Here is an 18,980-nt window from a genome sequence, read left to right as displayed (position 1 = left end):
AGCCCACGCCCCGACCTCGCCGGAAATCACCCCCGCATCACATGCGGCCGCGCCGCGATCTGGTCGTACATCCGCCCCGGCTGGTCGAGCCAGATCGGCGACAGCTTGGTCGAATCCGCCCGCGCCAGCCCGACCGCATAGGTGCAGCGCGCCACACCCCAGTCGGTATGCGCGGCGGCGGCCAGGATGGGCACGAACATCGGGCGGCCCGCCGCATCGATCACATGGATCGCCTCGCGCGGCAGCGCGGTGACCCCGCGGACCGTCCGGCTCTCGCCTGGCGCCAGCGCGAAGGGCGGGACCACCGGCCGTCCCTGCGGCTGATAGGCGAGTTCGACCAGCTGCTCGTCCAGCCCGGCATGCGCGCTGAGCAGCCGCAGATCGACCGCGACCCGCCCGATCGGCGTCGCGCCGGTGTTGCGGACCGTCACCTCCGCCTCGATCGTCGCCGACAGCATGTTGAGCCCGACGCGCAGCGGCTTGGCCTCGACCGCCAGGAAGCTGGGCTCGGGCGGCAGCGGCGGCAGCGCCGGGGGGGTGACCGGCTCGGGCGTAGGTGTGGCGGGGGCGGGGCGCGGGTCAGGCGCCGCCGAACGCGTCGCCACCGGCTCGGCGGCGGGTTCGGGGCGGGGCGACGGCGCGGGGAGCGCGCGCGCGGGGCGGCTGCGCCGACCCAGCCAGATTCCGATCAGCAAGGCCGCCAGCCCGGTGCCGATCAGCAGCGGCCAGAAGGGCAGGGCGCGATCCGTGTCGACCTGTTCGGGCGCGGTGGTGCCCGGCGCGACGATGGCCGGGGACTGGCCATTGCCGATCGTCATGCCGTCCATCGATTCGGTCCGGTCGACCATCGGCGTCTCGGGATCGGGCAGGCGCGTCGCGGGCGGCTCGGGCGAGGGCAGCGGCGTCGGCTCGGCGGCCGGGGTGGGCGTCGGGGTCGGCGACGGTGCGGGCGCGGGGCGCGGCGTCGGCCGGGGGGCCGGGGTCGCACGCGGGGTCGGCGTCGGCGTCGCCTCGGGCGTGGACTGGCCGGGCAGGACCAGGCGCGGCGTGGGCGGCGTCGGCACCGGGGTCTGGGTGGATTGGGGCGAGGATGCGCGCGGCGTCAGGCTGAATCCGTCCAGCCCGCCGGAGGAACGGCCCGCGGCGTCACTGTCCTGCGTGGTGGTCTGGGCGAGGACGGGGCTGGCGAGCATCGGGGCAAGCACCGGCGCCAGCGTCAGGGCAAGAAGGCGCGCGATGCGACGCGGCCCGGACGATGTCATCAACTGCATTCCTCGTGGTAACTACAATCTTCACCGGCCGCCTGAGCCATCGACCCGACCATATAGCCGTGCCCGGTAGGCCCGGCGGATGCAACCCCTTGTGTAGCGCGATATGCGGCCAATATATGGCAGAGCGCGCCGGGGCCGGAACTTTCCCGCCCTTGTGGCGTGCGGCGGCTGGACAGTTCGGGTGTCCGTCCCTATATGGCAATCATCCACCACAATCTTCGGGAAATGATGCGCCTTCGCGCAGCGTGTCGGTCGAATGGAAGATTGCTGGTTCAACGGACGCCGGATGCCGCCGCATGCGAATGCGAGCGGCCTTTCGGCGTCCGATGTTGCGTCCCGTCCGGAGGCATCCGGGCAGCGAATTGACGGCTGACGAGGCAGACAGACCCATGGCAACCAAGGCGATCGACAGCGGCTCCGCCCCGCGCAAGGGCGATGGCGGCACCGCCAAGCGGCGTATCCGCAAGGTGTTCGGCGACATCCACGAAGTGGTGCAGATGCCGAACCTGATCGAGGTTCAGCGCGAAAGCTACGAACAGTTCCTCCGTTCGGACAAGTCGCGGGGCCATGTCTCCGGGCTGGAAAAGACGCTGCGCAGCGTCTTCCCGATCCAGGATTTCGCCGGGACGGCGTATCTCGATTTCGACGATTACGTCCTCGAGGATCCCAAGTTCGACGTCGAGGAATGTCGCCAGCGTGGCATCACCTATGCCGCGCCGATGCGCGTCACCCTGCGACTGACCGCGTTCGAGGTCGATCCCGACACCGAAGCCAAGTCGGTCATCGATATCAAGGAGCAGGACGTCTACATGGGCGACATGCCCCTGATGACGGAGAACGGCACCTTCTTCATCAACGGCACCGAGCGCGTCATCGTCAGCCAGATGCACCGTTCGCCGGGCGTGCTGTTCGACCATGACCGCGGCAAGACGCATGCGAGCGGAAAGTATCTGTTCGCCGCGCGCGTGATCCCGTATCGCGGCTCGTGGCTGGACTTCGAGTTCGACGCCAAGGACATCGTCAACGTCCGTATCGACCGCAAGCGCAAGCTGCCGGTGACGGCGCTGCTCTATGCGCTGGGCATGAACTCGGAAGAGATCCTCAACTATTTCTACAACCGCCTGACCTTCGTTCGCGGCGACGGCGGCTGGAAGATCCCGTTCCAGGCCGAGAACTGGCGCGGCGCCAAGCCGATGTTCGACATCGTCGATGCGAACTCGGGCGAGGTCGTGTTCCCCGCCGGTCAGAAGATTTCGCCGCGCGCCGCCAACAAGGCGGCCAAGGACGGCCTGACCCAGCTGCTGATCCCGACCGAGGAAATCTTCGGTCGTTACTCGGCCTATGACCTGATCAACGAGCAGACCGGCGAAATCTATGTCGAGGCCGGTGACGAGATCAGCGCCGAGAATCTCGAAGCGCTGGACAAGGCGGGCGTCGACACGATCGAGCTGCTCGACATCGACCATGTCGCCACGGGTCCGTGGATCCGCAACACGCTGAAGGCGGACAAGGCCGAAGAGCGCGAGCAGGCGCTGTCGGACATCTACCGCGTCATGCGCCCCGGCGAGCCGCCGACGCTGGAGACGGCGGAAGCGCTGTTCGCAGGCCTGTTCTTCGATCCCGATCGCTACGACCTGTCGGCCGTGGGTCGCGTCAAGCTGAACATGCGCCTCGACCTCGACTGCCCGGACACGGTGACGACGCTGCGCACCGAGGACATTCTGGCGGTCGTCAAGACGCTGGTCGACCTGAAGGACGGCAAGGGCGAAATCGACGATATCGACAATCTCGGCAACCGCCGCGTGCGTTCGGTGGGCGAGCTGCTGGAGAACCAGTATCGCGTCGGCCTGCTGCGTATGGAGCGTGCGGTCAAGGAGCGCATGTCGTCGGTCGACGTGTCGACGGTGATGCCGAACGACCTGATCAACGCCAAGCCCGCGGTCGCCGCGGTGCGCGAGTTCTTCGGTTCGTCGCAGCTGTCGCAGTTCATGGATCAGACCAACCCGCTGTCCGAAGTGACGCACAAGCGTCGCGTCTCGGCGCTTGGGCCGGGCGGTCTGACGCGTGAGCGTGCGGGCTTCGAAGTCCGCGACGTTCACCCGACCCATTATGGCCGTATCTGCCCGATTGAAACGCCGGAAGGCCCGAACATCGGTCTGATCAACTCGCTGTCGACCTTCGCCCGCGTCAACAAGTATGGCTTCATCGAGACGCCGTACCGCAAGGTGATCGACGGCCGCGTGACCGACGAGGTCGTGTACCTGTCGGCGATGGAGGAGCAGAAGCACACCGTCGCACAGGCTTCGGCCGCGACGGATGCGGACAACCGCTTCACCGAGGATCTGGTCTCGGCGCGTCAGGCGGGCGAGTTCCTGATGGCGCTGCCCGATCAGATCACCCTGATGGACGTGTCGCCGAAGCAGCTCGTCTCGGTCGCCGCCTCGCTCATTCCGTTCCTGGAAAATGACGACGCCAACCGCGCGCTCATGGGCTCGAACATGCAGCGTCAGGCCGTGCCGCTGGTGAAGGCGGAAGCGCCCTTCGTCGGCACCGGCATGGAAGAGACGGTGGCCCGCGACTCGGGCGCGGCGATCGCGGCGAAGCGCGCCGGTATCGTCGACCAGGTCGATGCGAGCCGCATCGTGGTTCGCGCGACCGGAGAGGTCGATGCGGGCAAGTCGGGCGTCGACATCTACACGCTGATGAAGTTCCAGCGTTCGAACCAGTCGACCTGCATCAACCAGCGTCCGCTGGTGAAGGTGGGCGACGTCGTGCGGGCGGGCGACGTGATCGCCGACGGCCCCTCGACCGAGTTCGGCGAGCTGGCGCTGGGCCGCAACGCGCTCGTCGCGTTCATGCCCTGGAACGGCTATAACTATGAGGATTCGATCCTCATCTCCGAGCGGATCGTGAAGGACGACGTGTTCACGTCGATCCATATCGACGAGTTCGAAGTCATGGCGCGCGACACCAAGCTCGGGCCGGAAGACATCACCCGCGACATTCCGAACGTGGGTGAAGAGGCGCTGCGCAACCTCGACGAGGCGGGCATCGTCTATGTCGGGGCCGAGGTGGAGCCGGGCGACATCCTGGTCGGCAAGATCACGCCGAAGGGCGAATCGCCGATGACGCCGGAAGAAAAGCTCCTCCGTGCGATCTTCGGTGAAAAGGCCAGCGACGTGCGCGACACCTCGCTCCGCCTGCCGCCGGGCGTCGCCGGTACGATCGTCGACGTCCGCGTCTTCAATCGTCACGGCATCGACAAGGACGAGCGCGCGATGGCGATCGAGCGCGAGGAGATCGAGCGTCTGAAGAAGGACGCCGACGACGAGCGCACGATCCTCAACCGGGCGACCTGGAGCCGCCTGCGCGAGATGCTGCTCGACCAGACCGCCACCGCCGCGCCCAAGGGCGTGAAGAAGGGCATCGTCATCGATGCCGAGGTGCTGGAATCGGTCGATCGTCACGAATGGTGGAAGTTCGCCGTCGCCGACGACGCGCGCCAGAGCGATCTGGAAGCGGTCAAGGCGCAGTATGACGAAGCCGCCAAGCGGATCACGGACAAGTTCCATGACCGCCGCGACAAGCTGGAGCGTGGTGACGAACTGCCGCCGGGCGTGCTGAAGATGGTCAAGGTCTTCGTCGCGGTGAAGCGCAAGCTGCAGCCGGGCGACAAGATGGCCGGCCGTCACGGCAACAAGGGCGTCATCAGCCGCATCCTGCCGCAGGAGGATATGCCCTTCCTCGCGGACGGTACCCCGGTCGATCTCGTGCTGAACCCGCTGGGCGTGCCGTCGCGCATGAACGTCGGTCAGATCTTCGAGACCCACCTGGGCTGGGCGGCGCGCAACCTGGGTATGCAGGTCGCGGCGCAGCTCGAGGATTGGCGCGAAGCCAACCCCGACGCCAAGCCGGGCGCAGTGCCGGAAGCGGTCAAGTCGCGGCTCGTGGAAATCTACGGCGATCACTATGCCGAAGACATCCAGAACCGTGACGACGAGGAAGTGGCCGAGCTGGTCCAGAACATCCGCACCGGCGTGCCGATGGGGACCCCGGTGTTCGACGGCGCGCGCGAGAGCGACGTGTCGGAGATGCTGGAGCTGGCGGGTCTCCACACCTCGGGCCAGTCGGACCTGTTCGACGGGCGCACCGGCGATCAGTTCGACCGCAAGGTGACCGTGGGCATCATCTACATGCTGAAGCTCCACCACCTGGTCGACGACAAGATCCACGCGCGTTCGATCGGGCCGTACAGCCTCGTCACCCAGCAGCCGCTGGGCGGTAAGGCGCAGTTCGGTGGCCAGCGCTTCGGTGAGATGGAAGTGTGGGCGCTGCAGGCTTATGGCGCGGCGTACACGCTCCAGGAAATGCTGACGGTGAAGTCGGACGACGTGGTCGGCCGCACCAAGGTCTACGAAGCGATCGTCAAGGGCGACGACACCTTCGAGGCGGGCATTCCGGAGAGCTTCAACGTGCTGGTCAAGGAAATGCGCTCGCTGGGTCTCAACGTCGACCTCAAGTCGATGGAAGACGCCCAGGACGACGGTCTGGCCGAGGCGGCGGAGTAAGAAACGGAGCCGGTGGGGCCACCCGCCCCGCCGGCGCCTTCTCGCTCGCCCGATGAATTTTCCCTCCCTGTGAGGAAAGCAAAATGAACGAACTGACCAACTTCGCCAATCCGGTGGCCAAGCCGGAAACCTTCGACCAGATTCAGATCGGCATCGCGTCGCCCGACAAGATCCGTTCCTGGTCGTTCGGCGAGATCAAGAAGCCCGAGACGATCAACTATCGCACGTTCAAGCCGGAACGTGACGGCCTGTTCTGCGCGCGCATCTTCGGTCCGATCAAGGATTACGAATGCTTGTGCGGCAAGTACAAGCGCATGAAGTACAAGGGCATCGTCTGCGAGAAGTGCGGTGTCGAAGTCACGGTGTCGAAGGTCCGCCGCGAGCGGATGGGCCATATCGAACTGGCCGCCCCCGTCGCGCATATCTGGTTCCTGAAATCGCTGCCGTCGCGCATCGGTCTGCTCCTCGACATGCAGCTCAAGCAGCTCGAGCGCGTGCTGTACTTCGAAGCCTATATCGTCATCGAGCCGGGCCTGACCCCGCTGGAGAAGTATCAGCTTCTCACCGAGGACGAACTGCTCGACGCGCAGGATGAATATGGCGAGGACGCCTTCTCCGCCGGTATCGGCGCCGAGGCGGTCCGCATCATGCTCGAGAGCCTCGACCTCGAGGGCGAGCGCGTGCAGCTTCTGGAAGAGCTGGCGACGACCAAGTCGGAGCTGAAGCCCAAGAAGATCATCAAGCGCCTGAAGGTCGTCGAGAGCTTCATCGAATCGGGCAACCGTCCCGAATGGATGATCCTAGAAGTGATCCCGGTCATTCCGCCCGAGCTGCGCCCGCTGGTGCCGCTGGACGGTGGCCGCTTCGCGACCTCGGACCTGAACGACCTGTATCGCCGCGTCATCAACCGCAACAACCGCCTGAAGCGCCTGATGGAGCTGCGTGCGCCGGACATCATCGTCCGCAACGAAAAGCGCATGTTGCAGGAAGCGGTCGACGCGCTGTTCGACAATGGCCGTCGCGGTCGCACGATCACGGGCGCCAACAAGCGTCCGCTGAAGTCGCTGTCCGACATGCTGAAGGGCAAGCAGGGCCGCTTCCGTCAGAACCTGCTCGGCAAGCGCGTCGACTATTCGGGCCGTTCGGTCATCGTGACCGGTCCGGAACTCAAGCTGCACCAGTGCGGCCTGCCCAAGAAGATGGCGCTCGAGCTGTTCAAGCCGTTCATCTATGCCCGTCTGGACGCCAAGGGTCTGTCGATGACCCTGAAGCAGGCCAAAAAGTGGGTCGAGAAGGAGCGCAAGGAAGTCTGGGACATCCTGGACGAGGTGATCCGCGAGCACCCGGTCATGCTGAACCGCGCGCCGACGCTCCACCGTCTGGGCATCCAGGCGTTCGAGCCGGTGCTGATCGAGGGCAAGGCGATCCAGCTTCACCCGCTGGTCTGCTCGGCGTTCAACGCCGACTTCGACGGCGACCAGATGGCCGTTCACGTTCCGCTGTCGCTGGAAGCGCAGCTGGAAGCGCGCGTCCTGATGATGTCGACCAACAACATCCTGTCGCCCGCCAACGGCAAGCCGATCATCGTGCCGTCACAGGACATGGTGCTGGGCCTGTATTACCTCTCGCTCGAAAAGCAGAAGGAACCGGGCGAGGGCATGATGCTGGCGGACATGGAGGAGGTCCATCAGGCCCTCTTCGCCGGTGCCGTGACGCTGCACACCAAGATCATCAGCCGCGTTCCGCAAACCGATGAGCAGGGCAACCAGTATCTCAAGCGTTATGAGACCACGCCGGGTCGCATGCTGCTGGGCGAGTGCCTGCCCAAGAGCCACAAGGTGCCCTTCGACATCGTCAACCGCGTCCTGACCAAGAAGGACGTCGGCGAGGTGATCGACGAGGTGTATCGTCACACCGGCCAGAAGGAGACCGTGCTGTTCGCCGACGCGATCATGGCGCTGGGCTTCCGTCACGCGTTCCGCGCCGGCATCTCGTTCGGCAAGGACGACATGATCATCGCGCCGGACAAGGATCGTCTGGTCGACGAGACGCGTGAGCAGGTGAAGGACTTCGAGCAGCAATATCAGGACGGCCTGATCACGCAGCAGGAGAAGTACAACAAGGTGATCGACGCCTGGAGCCGTTGCGGCGACCAGGTCGCGAACTCGATGATGAACGAGATCAAGGCGGTCCGGCATTACGAGGACGGCCCGATGGAGGGCCGCGAAAAGCCGATCAACTCGATCTACATGATGGCCCACTCGGGTGCGCGTGGTAGCCCCGCCCAGATCAAGCAGCTGGCGGGCATGCGCGGCCTGATGGCCAAGCCGTCGGGCGAGATCATCGAAACGCCGATCATCTCGAACTTCAAGGAAGGTCTGACCGTTCTTGAATATTTCAACTCGACCCACGGCGCGCGTAAGGGCCTGGCCGACACGGCACTGAAGACGGCGAACTCGGGTTACCTGACCCGCCGTCTGGTCGACGTCAGCCAAGACTGCGTCATCATCGAAGAGGATTGCGGCACGACCCGCGCCCTGGAGATGAAGGCGATCGTGCAGGGCGGTTCGACCATTGCCTCGCTCGGCGAGCGTATCCTGGGCCGCACCACGGCCGAGGACATCGTCAACGCCAAGACCGGCGAAGTGATCATCGCATCGGGCGTCCTGCTCGACGAGCCGATGGTGGCGAAGATCGAGGCGGCGAACACCCAGTCGGTCAAGATCCGCAGCCCGCTGGTCTGCGAATCGAAGGTCGGCGTCTGCGGCAAATGCTATGGCCGTGACCTCGCCCGCGGTACGCCGGTGAACATCGGCGAAGCGGTCGGCGTCATCGCGGCGCAGTCGATCGGTGAGCCGGGCACGCAGCTGACCATGCGCACCTTCCACATCGGTGGCGCGGCGCAGCTGAACGAGCAGTCCAACTTGGAAGCGGCGGTGGACGGTGTCGTCCAGTTCCGCGACCTGCGTCTGATCGTCGACCAGCGTGGCCGCCGCGTGGTGCTGAGCCGTTCGGGTGAGATCGCGATCGTCGACATGGACGGCCGCGAGCTGTCGGTGGATCGTATCCCTTACGGTGCGTACGTCCTGTTCGACGATGGTCACATCGTGTCGAAGGGCGACCGCATGGCTGAGTGGGACCCGTTCACCATGCCGGTGATCACCGAAAACCCCGGTACGGTGAAGTTCCAAGACCTGATCGAGGGCAAGACGCTGACCGAGCAGGTCGACGAAGCCACGGGTATCGCCCAGCGCGTCGTCACCGAGTACCGCGCCTCGACCAAGTCGAAGGAGGATCTGCGTCCGCGCATGACCCTGCTCGACGACAATTCGGGCGAGGCCGGTCGCTACATGCTGGCACCGGGTGCGACGCTCTCGGTCGAGGACGGGGCGCAGGTGCAGGGCGGTGACGTTCTGGCCCGTGTCGCTCGCGAGTCGGCCAAGACCCGCGACATCACCGGCGGTCTGCCGCGCGTCGCCGAGCTGTTCGAGGCACGCGTTCCCAAGGACTCGGCGATCATCGCCAAGGTCTCGGGTCGTGTCGTGTTCGGCAAGGACTATAAGGCGAAGCGCAAGATCGGCATCCAGCCCGAGGATGGCGGCGAGGTCGTCGAGTATCTGGTGCCCAAGTCGAAGGTGATCGACGTTCAGGAAGGCGACTACGTCAAGCGTGGCGACAACCTGATCGGCGGCTCGCCCGATCCGCACGACATTCTGGAAACGATGGGCGTGGAGCCGCTGGCCGAATATCTGGTCAGCGAAATCCAGGAAGTCTACCGTCTCCAGGGCGTGAAGATCAACGACAAGCACATCGAGACGATCGTTCGTCAGATGCTGCAGAAGGTCGAGATCACCGACGGCGGCGACACCACGCTGCTGAAGGGCGAGCAGGTCGATCGCGAGGAAATGGACGCGATCAACGACAAGCTCGACGCCAACCAGGTCCGTGCGCAGGGCAAGCCCGTCCTGCTCGGCATCACCAAGGCGTCGCTGCAGACCCGCAGCTTCATCTCGGCGGCGTCGTTCCAGGAGACCACCCGCGTCCTCACCGAGGCGGCGGTCCAGGGCAAGCAGGACACGCTGATGGGCCTGAAGGAGAATGTCATCGTCGGCCGCCTGATCCCGGCGGGTACCGGTGCGGGCATGAACCGCCTGCGCGTGGCGGCCTCCAGCCGCGATGCCGCACTCCGCGCGCAGCAGCGCAAGCTGGCCGAGGCGATCGTCGCGCCGGTCAGCGCGGCCGAGCAGCGGGCGGCGGAAAACGCCCGTTCGCCGCGCGAAGACGTCGGCACGGGCAATGACCCGCTCGCCGAGGTCGCGCCTTCGGGTCACGGCACTGATGCGGATGCCGGTGAGTATCTGAACGACTGATCCGGCTAACGGATTGGAAACAAAGGGCCGCCGTCCGGGCAACCGGGCGGCGGCTTTTTTTGGAACGCCGCCGATCGGGTTTATCGTTGACGCGGATGCGTGGCTGATCGAGAGGCCGACGCGACGAAAGTCCCGGATTTGCGCCGAATGGAGGGTGCGTAGAGCCGGATACGGGAACCGAAATGCCCTCCCAACCATATACGAATATTGGAGAAGATCCCGGACGCGCGCGGGTTGTTGGCGTGCCGATGGGACCCCGGAGACCTGAAATGACGTCCCCCGAGATTGACGAAGACTATTTCTACCAGCGTGCCGAAACCGAACTCGAACTGGCCCAGAAAGCGACCCACCCCGCTGCGGTTCGAGCCCATTACATCATCGCGAACCACTATCTGGATCGCGCCTATAACCAGCCCGCCCATGGCGAGGTGATCGAAGCAGCGGAGTAACGAAAAGGGGGCCTGCGGGGCCCCCTTTTTTCCCCAAGGGCTAAGGGGGCCGATCGCCATTCAGCGATGCCTTTCCTTCCCTCGCCCCTCGCAGAGGGGAGAGGGTTGCGCAGACTTGGTCTTTGCGAAAGCAAAGGCTTAGTCGGAGCTGGGTGAGGGGTGGGTGCTCGCTCCGCGAGCGCGCGAGCCTTTGGGCTCGCTCAACCCCTCACCCAAGCTGCGCTAGCCAGCAGGCTGGCAAGCTCCGCTAACCCTCTCCCCTGTCCAGGGGAGAGGGAAGAGGAAATCGCGAACGTCGGTCCCGCCTAGTCTTCGCAACCCTCTCGCATCACGGAGGGGAAAGGGTAGGCGGGGCGGAATGGTGATACGACCTGGGACATGACGATATGAAGTTGAGTCGACGCGAGCCCCTTTAGGTTGGGCGGGGCATTGCCGCGAACCCCACGCTTGCGGAGGCTCCCCACCCCCGGCGATCTCCTGGCATGTTTCTCGCCTGGAACTCGGCGCACGGAGCCCCTATGGCCATCGCCCGGTCAGGGCGTTCTGGCGGGCGGGATCGGCGTATATTGCGTGGAGATCAGTCGCCACTGGCCGCGATCCCGTCGCGCGACATAGCGGGCTCGAACTGCGCGGGTCGTGCCGTTGGGAAAGGTGATCGATCGCCTGGCTGTGACGAGCGCGACCGGACCCTGCGCCCTGACGACGACGTCATCGGTCGTGATGGGTGGCACCGGGGTCTTGGCGGTCGGCGTATAAAAGCCCAGCACCTGGGCGCGGGAATCGACATCGCCGATCGGCGAGATTTCCTCATAATCGGGGGCCAGCGTGTCGGCCAGTGCAGCGGGGTCGAACCGGCTCCGCGCCGTCTCGAAGCGGTCGACCAAGTGGCGTAGCGGCGCCTCCTGGGCGGAGGCCGTCGGTGTCATGCCGATTCCCGCGACGGCCAGTCCCAAGGCCAGAATGTTCATTGCGATCCCCCTCTCATCCGGTCCGGCATCACAACCGATATCGGGCATCGGCGCAAGATGCGGAAGGATTGGCGATTCCCCGGTGCCCGACACCGACAGCCAGGTCACTCTATTGTCGTCGAAAACGAGAGTCGGTGGACTTGGAGGAAACCCGCGGTCGCTGATTAAGTCTTTGGGCAAACACAAGGAATATGGCGGCTGGGCGCGCGCGGCGGGAATGGGGCTTGGCGCGACGGCGGGCGAAGGCTCGACAGGGGCTCGGGCTGGCCATAGGCGGCAGCCATGGCCCTTTCCCGCCCGCATGACGCCCGCGTTTCGCTTCCCTTCCCGTCATGGGCCCCGGCTTCGGGCGGCGTGATGGCCTGGGTGGCCACCTATGCGCTGGCCATGGCGATCTTCTTTCGCACGGTGATCGCGAGCGGTTTCGATCTGGGCTTTGGCGAGCGGGGGGACGCACTGATCGAGATGACCATTCTCGAACATTGGCGCAATGTCCTGTCGGGCGTGTCGCCCTGGGATGCGGCCTTCTACTTCCATCCCTATAGCGGCTCGCTCGGCTATAATGACGGCTATTTCCTCTATGGCCTGTCCTATTCGGTCTGGCGGCTGGTCGCGGACCCGTTCCATGCCGACACGCTCAACATCCTGACCTTCAAGACGATCGGGTTCGCGGCCGCCTATCATCTGGTGAAGCGGACGCTGGGCTGGGGGCGGGGGAGCGCGCTGCTGGTGGCGCTGCTCTTGAGCATCGCCAGCAACATTCACCTCCAGGCCGTCCATGCCCAGTTGCAGAGCGTCGCGCTGCTGCCGGTGGCGATGATCCTGGCGATAGGCTGTGTCCGCGCCGAGGGACGCGGCGATCGCATCGCTGCGCGGTGGCGGGCGGTTGCGCTGGCGGCGCTGATGGCGGCGTGGCTGCTGACCTCCTATTACATGGCCTGGTTCACCATCTTTTCCGCCTGTCTGTTCGTGCTCTGCTGGGCGATGCTGAGCGGGAACGCCAGGCCCGCCGCGCTGGCCGGGCTGGTCCGGCGACATGGCGGGACGCTGGCCTGGGGCGGCGGTGCCTTTGTCGTGCTGATCCTGCCCTTCCTGGCCGTGTATCTGCCCAAGCTGCGTGAGACGGGGGGCGAGGGCTATTATGAGATGCTCGGCTATCTGGTGACGCCGGGGGTCGACATGATCAATGTCGGGCCGGGCAATTATCTGTGGGGCTGGCTCTTCCGACCGCTGTTCGCGCTGCTGCACGCGCTGTTCCCCGACGACCCGCTATTGCCGGGGCGGGTGCTGGGCGGCGAGCATGAGGCGGGGTTCCCGCCGTTGCTGTGCGCGCTGCTGCTCGTCGCGGCGTGGCGGATCGTGGTGCGGCGGCGGATCGGGATCGCGGGGGAGGCGCCGGTGGCGTGGCGTGCCTTTGCGCTGGCGATGATCGTCGCCTGGGCGCTGACGCTGCAATTCTGGGTGGCGTCGCCCTGGAACCTCGTCTTCTGGCTGGTGCCGGGGGCCAAGGGGCTGCGCACCGTATCGCGCTATCAACTATGGCTGAGCCTGCCGTTCCTGCTGATCGTCCTGGCGGCGTGGCGCGAGCAGGCGGCGCGGCTGGGGGGCACGCGTCCCTGGTGGCTGGCGGGGATCGTCGCCTTGCTGGTAGCCGAGAATCTGAGCGCGGAGACGCCCAACCAGATCAGCCATGCCGTCCATCACGACGCGCTGGCGGCCATTCCCGTGCCGCCCCGCGACTGCGCGGTCTTCTACGTCGTCGCGACGCGGGTGAACGAGCCGCTCTATATCAATGCCGAACTCAACGCGCTCTATCCGCACAATGTCGATGCGATGTTCCTGGCGGAGCGGTGGCGGGTGCCGACGATCAACGGCTTCTCGACCTTCAATCCGCCCGACTGGCATTTCGCCGATCCAAAGGCGGCCGATTATGATGCGCGGGCACGGACCTATGTCCGGGCGCATGGGCTGCGGCATGTCTGTCGGCTGGACATGCGGTCCGCGCGGCCGTGGAGCCGGATGGCGGGATAGGGATCTGGGCCAAAGAAAAAGGGCGACCCCCGCAAAGGGGCCGCCCTTTCTTTAGCTCGCCAAGCGAACGGTTGCGGGGGTCGCCCCCCGCAGTCCGATTACTTGAGCTCGACGGTCGCGCCGGCTTCTTCGAGCTGCTTCTTGATCTTCTCGGCCTCGTCCTTGGCAATGCCTTCCTTGACGGGCTTCGGAGCGCCTTCGACCAGCGCCTTGGCTTCGGTCAGGCCCAGGCCGGTGATCGCACGGACTTCCTTGATGACGTTGATCTTCTTGCCACCGTCGCCGGTGAGGATCACGTCGAACTCGGTCTTCTCTTCAGCGGCCGGAGCAGCAGCGCCGCCAGCAGCAGGAGCAGCGGCAACGGCCGCAGCGGCCGAGACGCCCCACTTCTCTTCGAGCATCTTCGAGAGCTCAGCGGCCTCGAGGACGGTCAGCTCGCTCAGCTGGTCAACCAGCGCGTTCAGGTCTGCCATGATCTTATCTCCAATACGGGCCGTCTAAAATGGCCCGAGTGTGTCAGTTCAAATCGTATTCGCCCGAAGATCAGGCGGCTTCCTTGTCCTTGTCGGCATAAGCCGCGAGGACGCGGGCGATCTGCGCCGCGGGAGCCTGGGTGATGGTGGCCAGCTTCGTGGCAGGCGCCACGATGAGACCAACCAGCTTCGCCCGGAGCTCGTCCAGCGAGGGCAGAGTCGCCAGCGCCTGCACGCCTGCGACATCAAGGACGTTCGCACCCATCGATCCGCCGACGATCTCGAACTTGTCGGTCGTCTTGGCGAATTCCACGGCCACCTTGGCGGCGGCCACGGGATCGATCGAGCTGGCGATGCCGACGGGACCCGTCAGCATGTCAGCGACACCGGCATAGTCGGTGCCCTGGGCTGCGATCTTGGCAAGCCGGTTCTTCGAGACCTTGTAGGTCGCGCCGGCTTCCCGCATCTTCGTGCGCAGGGCCGTCGACTGGGCGACGGTCATGCCGTGGTTGCGGGTGATGACCACCACGCCAACCTCGTTGAAGTTGCGGTTCAGTTCGGCGACGGCCTGGGTCTTTTGATCGCGATCCATGCCATTCTCCATGGTTGGAACGACCGCGAACGGTCATCCCGGTTGCTTGACCGGGGGGTGTGACCACCCCTCGGGGTGTCCAGCGATGGGGAATGGGCAACCGACGCGTGAGAAACGCGGGGCAGACCGGACGGAACCAGCGAGTGGCACGACCGGCAAAATCCTTTTCCCCGTCTCGGCAGGCCATTAAGCCAGGGCATATTCCCCGGCACCTGCTGTCTAGGACGGAATCCGAACGGGCAAGCCCATCCGGATGCGGGGCTGCCCTTAGGCCGATCGTCATGGGGAGTCAAGCAGGCTGGCATGATGAAGCAAGCGTCATCTAGGAGTCATGGCGATGTCACCGTCATGACGCGGAAGTGAAGCCTGTGTGACTTGGTTGCGCGGCAAAGCCCGGCGCGAGGCCGCGCATCTTTCCCGACGCGGTATCGGGGGAAATTCCATGTCCGATATCAATAGCATGGTCGCCTATGATGATGGTGACGTCGATACCAACCGCTCGACCAACATGCATATGAGCGAGCTGATCGCCACCCGCCTGTCGCGCCGCCAGACGCTGCGCCACGGGGTGTCGGCGATGACCACCGCGCTGTTCGGCGGCATGTTGCTGGCGGGCTGTGACGACGAGAATCCGCAGGGCGTCACCGCCACGGCGGCGGGCAGTACCGCCAGCGTCGCGGCGGGCCGCTTGGTCACGCTGACCGGCACGGTGAGCAGCGGCCAGGTCGCCAATGTCAACTGGAGCCAGACGGCGGGCCCCTCGGTCACGCTGACCAACGCCAACCAGCTCGTCGCCACGTTCCGCGCACCCGCCGTGGCGACCGCGACCCAGCTGGCGTTCAAGCTGGAGATCACCAGCCGCGACGGCCTGGTCACCAACAACAGCGTGACGATCACGGTGACGCCGATCGCGCTCGATTTCACCGCCGTCCCGCACAGTCTGGCCGACGTGGTGACGGTGCCCTCGGGCTATAGCGTCAGCGTCCTCTATCGTCTGGGCGATCCGATCGCCTCGGGCGTGGCGGCGGCGGCCAATAACGGCACCGACAGCAATTTCGCGCAGCGTGCGGGCGACCATCATGACGGCATGAGCTATTTCGGCCTCGCCGCCAGCGGGGCGAACCCCGATCCGACCAACAGCACGCGCGGGCTGCTCGTCCTGAATCACGAGAATATCACCCAGCTCTATCTCCATGCCAACGGCCCCACGCCGTCGCCGCGCCCCGAATCGGAGGCGATCAAGGAGATCGAGTGCCACGGCGTCTCGGTGGTCGAGGTCACCCGCACCAACGGCAGCTGGGCCTATGTTCAGAATTCGGCGCTGAACCGTCGCATCACCCCCAACACGCCGATGGCGTTCAGCGGCCCGGTAAAGGGTAATGCCTGGCTGAAGACCGCCTATTCGACCGATGGCACCGGCGGGCGCGGTACGATCAACAACTGCGCCAACGGCACGATGGCGTGGAACACGTACCTGACCAACGAAGAGAATTGGGCGGGCTATTTCCGGCGCACCAGCGGCGATGCGGCGGTGCGCGCCGCCACGACGCCCAAGCAGAATGTCTCGCTCGCCCGCTATGGCATCGGTGAGGGGCGCTCGGGCAATTATGGCTGGACGACCGTCACGCCGTCGGATTCGTCCAGCACGGTCTTCCGCCGCTGGAACGTCACGGCCAATGCCGCGCTGGCGGCGGACGGCACCGCCGATTTCCGGCACGAGCCGTTCCAGTTCGGCTGGGTGGTCGAGATCGATCCGTTCAACCCCAGCTCGACCCCGCGCAAGCGCACCGCGCTCGGCCGCATGAACCATGAAGGCTGCCAGAGCGGCCGGATGATCGCGGGGGTCCGCCCCGCCTTCTACATGGGCGACGATGCGCAGAACGAATATATCTACAAGTTCGTCTCGGCCACGCCGTGGAGCGCCTCGGACGCCAGCGCCAGCGACCGTCTGGCGGTGGGCGACAAATATCTCGACAACGGCACGCTCTATGTCGCCAAGTTCAATGCGGACGGCACCGGCACGTGGATGCCGCTGGTGTTCGGGCAGAACGGGCTGACCGCCTCGAACAGCGTCTATCCCTTCGCCGACCAGGCCGATGTCCTGATCAACACGCGGCTGGCGGGCGATGCGCTGGGCGCGACCAAGATGGACCGGCCGGAGTGGACCGCGGTCAATCCGGCGACCGGCGAGATGTATTGCACGCTGACCAACAACGCCTCGCGCCGCCCGGTCGCCTCGGGCAGCCTGACCGGGGTCGATGCGGCCAATCCGCGCGCCTATGTCGATCCGCCCTCGACCTCGGTCGGCAACCGCAACGGCCATATCATCCGTATCCGCGAGACGAACGACACGACCGAGGCGACCAGCTTCACCTGGGACGTCTATGCCTTTGGGGCGGGGGCGGACCTGGATGCGACGAACATCAACCTGTCGGGGCTGGACGCGACCAACGACTTCTCGTCGCCCGACGGCCTGTGGTTCAGCCTGCCGAGCAATGTCGCGGGGCAGCAGACGCCGGTGATGTGGATCCAGACCGATGACGGCGCCTTCACCGACGTCACCAACTGCATGATGCTGGCCGCGATCCCCGGCCGGGTCGGCGATGGCGGCACGCGTTCGGTCACCAGCAGCGCGGGCGGGGCGAGCGCGACCGTCACCACCCGGATCGGCAAGGCGCCCGGCGTCACGCTGAAGCGCTTCCTGGTCGGCCCGAAACAATGCGAGATCACCGGCATCCACTCGACGCCGGACGGCACCTCGGTCTTCGTCAACATCCAGCATCCGGGCGAGGACGCCAGCAGCGTCGCCGCACCGACCAGCAACTGGCCCGACAGCCAGAGCGGCAGCGCGGCCGCGACGATCCGCCCGCGCTCGGCCACGATCGTCATCACCAAGAATGACGGCGGCGTCGTCGCGATCTGATCGGCTGGTCGCATCGTGACCCCATGAGGGGGCGGGAAGTGATTGCCTTCCCGCCCCCTTTCGCGTTCAAGGGCTGGCGGACAAGGGAGGGGCGGCATGACGACGACACGGCGCGAGGTGATGGCGGGCGCGGCCGCGATCGGGCTGGGGACGGCGATCGGGCCGGTGCTGGCGCAGGTGCCGGGCCGCGACAGGCTGATCGCGGGCACCTATGCCAATGAAGGGGGCCGGGGCCTCTATCCGATCGTCGATGGCCGTGTGGGACCGCCGGTGGCGGGGATCATCAACGCCTCTTACGGCGTGGGCAACGGGCCGGGCGGCGCCTTCTACCTGTTGCGGGAGCAGGCCGAAGGGCGTGTCACCGGCTATGGCCCCGGCTGGGCGTCGCGGGGCGGGGCGTCGACCGGCGGGGCCGATCCCTGCCATGTCGCGCTCGACCGGTCCTCCGCCTGTCTGGCGGTCGCCAATTATTCCAGCGGCTCGGTCGCCTTCTATCGGCTCGACCGGCGGACCGGCGCGCCGGGCGAGGCGCAGGTCTTTCGCCATCGGGGTCACGGCCCCAATGCCGAGCGGCAGGCGGGGCCGCATGCGCATTGGGTGGGGTTCAGCCCCGACCGGCGCTGGCTGCACGCTATCGATCTGGGGGCGGATGCGATCTTCGCCTATCGCTTCGACCCCGCCGCGCGGACGCTCGCCGAGCCGGTCATCGGCTGGCAGGCCCCGGCAGGGGCGGGGCCGCGCCACATGGTCCGCCACCCGACCCTGCCGCGCGCCTATGTCGCCTGCGAGTTGCAGCCCCGGCTGTTCGTCCTCGACGCGCTGCCCGAGGGGCGTTTCCGCACGGCGGGCGAACGGGCGCTGCTGGCCGAGGGCACGGCCACACCCTCCTATGCGGCGCATATCGCGATCGATCGGGCGGGGCGGACGCTCTATGTCTCCAATCGCGGAGCGAACAGCATCACCGTCTTCCGCCTGAACGCCAAGGGCGATCCCGAGCCGGTCCAGCATGTCCCGACCGGCGGCGACTGGCCGCGCTTCTTCCTGCTGCGCGAGAGGCGGGGCGAGATGCTGGTCGCGAACGAGCGTTCGGCTATGGTGAACGCCTTCCAGATCGGCAAGGACGGCCGCCTGACCGCCACCGGCCGGAGCATCGCCATTCCGGGCGTGGTCTTCCTCGCCGAGGTTTGAGGGGCGCACCCCAACCCCGTTCTTGAGTGGATCGCCATTCCGCGATGCCTTTCCTTCCCTCGCCCCTCGTAGAGGGGAGAGGGTTGCGCAGACTTGGTCTTTGCGAGAGCAAAGGCTTAGTCGGAGCTGGGTGAGGGGTGGGCGCTC

The 18,980-nt window shown here is 66.0% G+C and carries 10 protein-coding genes; 6 read left to right on the top strand and 4 right to left on the bottom strand.

Annotated elements, in window-relative coordinates; genetic code table 11:
• Positions 1-26 precede the first annotated feature (26 nt).
• Entirely contained in the window at positions 27-1,262 is a 1,236-nt protein-coding gene (locus ACFX59_RS16520; protein WP_387433812.1) for a hypothetical protein, read from the bottom strand.
• A 398-nt stretch (positions 1,263-1,660) separates the two neighbouring features.
• Between ACFX59_RS16520 and rpoB the strand changes: the two genes are divergently transcribed.
• The 3 genes from rpoB to ACFX59_RS16505 all read left to right on the top strand — a co-directional run bounded on the left by rpoB (position 1,661) and on the right by ACFX59_RS16505 (position 10,658).
• Positions 1,661-5,839, top strand: a complete 4,179-nt coding sequence (rpoB, locus tag ACFX59_RS16515) for a DNA-directed RNA polymerase subunit beta (RefSeq protein ID WP_387433809.1) — start codon at positions 1,661-1,663, stop codon at positions 5,837-5,839.
• 83 nt (positions 5,840-5,922) lie between these two features.
• Positions 5,923-10,209: a DNA-directed RNA polymerase subunit beta' gene (gene rpoC, locus ACFX59_RS16510; protein ID WP_309692420.1), complete on the top strand. Its 4,287-nt coding sequence runs from the start codon at positions 5,923-5,925 to the stop codon at positions 10,207-10,209.
• 269 nt (positions 10,210-10,478) lie between these two features.
• Positions 10,479-10,658, top strand: coding sequence for a hypothetical protein (locus ACFX59_RS16505; protein WP_307102675.1), 180 nt, complete (start codon positions 10,479-10,481; stop codon positions 10,656-10,658).
• A 533-nt stretch (positions 10,659-11,191) separates the two neighbouring features.
• Here ACFX59_RS16505 and ACFX59_RS16500 read toward each other — a convergent pair.
• A complete protein-coding gene (locus ACFX59_RS16500) occupies positions 11,192-11,626 on the bottom strand; it encodes a DUF4440 domain-containing protein (protein ID WP_387433806.1) in 435 nt (144 codons plus the stop codon).
• A gap of 282 nt (positions 11,627-11,908) precedes the next feature.
• Here ACFX59_RS16500 and ACFX59_RS16495 point away from each other — a divergent pair, with 282 nt between their 5' ends.
• Positions 11,909-13,657, top strand: coding sequence for a hypothetical protein (locus tag ACFX59_RS16495; protein WP_387433804.1), 1,749 nt, complete (start codon positions 11,909-11,911; stop codon positions 13,655-13,657).
• 98 nt (positions 13,658-13,755) lie between these two features.
• On the opposite strand, the gene rplL is transcribed toward ACFX59_RS16495, so the two are convergent.
• Positions 13,756-14,130, bottom strand: a complete 375-nt coding sequence (gene rplL, locus ACFX59_RS16490) for a 50S ribosomal protein L7/L12 (protein WP_007403895.1) — start codon at positions 14,128-14,130, stop codon at positions 13,756-13,758.
• Between the two features lie 70 nt (positions 14,131-14,200).
• The gene (gene rplJ / locus ACFX59_RS16485) at positions 14,201-14,722 is read right to left on the bottom strand and encodes a 50S ribosomal protein L10 (protein ID WP_007403805.1); all 522 of its coding nucleotides are present in this window, start codon (positions 14,720-14,722) and stop codon (positions 14,201-14,203) included.
• A gap of 442 nt (positions 14,723-15,164) precedes the next feature.
• On the opposite strand from rplJ, the gene ACFX59_RS16480 reads away from it, so the two are divergent.
• Together ACFX59_RS16480 and ACFX59_RS16475 are read left to right on the top strand one after the other, a co-directional pair.
• The gene (locus ACFX59_RS16480) at positions 15,165-17,645 is read left to right on the top strand and encodes an alkaline phosphatase PhoX (protein WP_387433801.1); all 2,481 of its coding nucleotides are present in this window, start codon (positions 15,165-15,167) and stop codon (positions 17,643-17,645) included.
• 96 nt (positions 17,646-17,741) lie between these two features.
• Complete coding sequence (locus tag ACFX59_RS16475; RefSeq protein WP_387433799.1) at positions 17,742-18,833, top strand: lactonase family protein; 1,092 nt, start codon at positions 17,742-17,744, stop codon at positions 18,831-18,833.
• The last annotated feature ends 147 nt before the right edge of the window (positions 18,834-18,980 follow it).

This window comes from Sphingomonas sp. NCPPB 2930 (assembly GCF_042867205.1).
Taxonomy (GTDB): Bacteria; Pseudomonadota; Alphaproteobacteria; order Sphingomonadales; family Sphingomonadaceae; genus Sphingomonas.
Note: the sequence above shows the minus strand (reverse complement) of the source record. Positions and strands in the feature narration are given on the sequence as shown.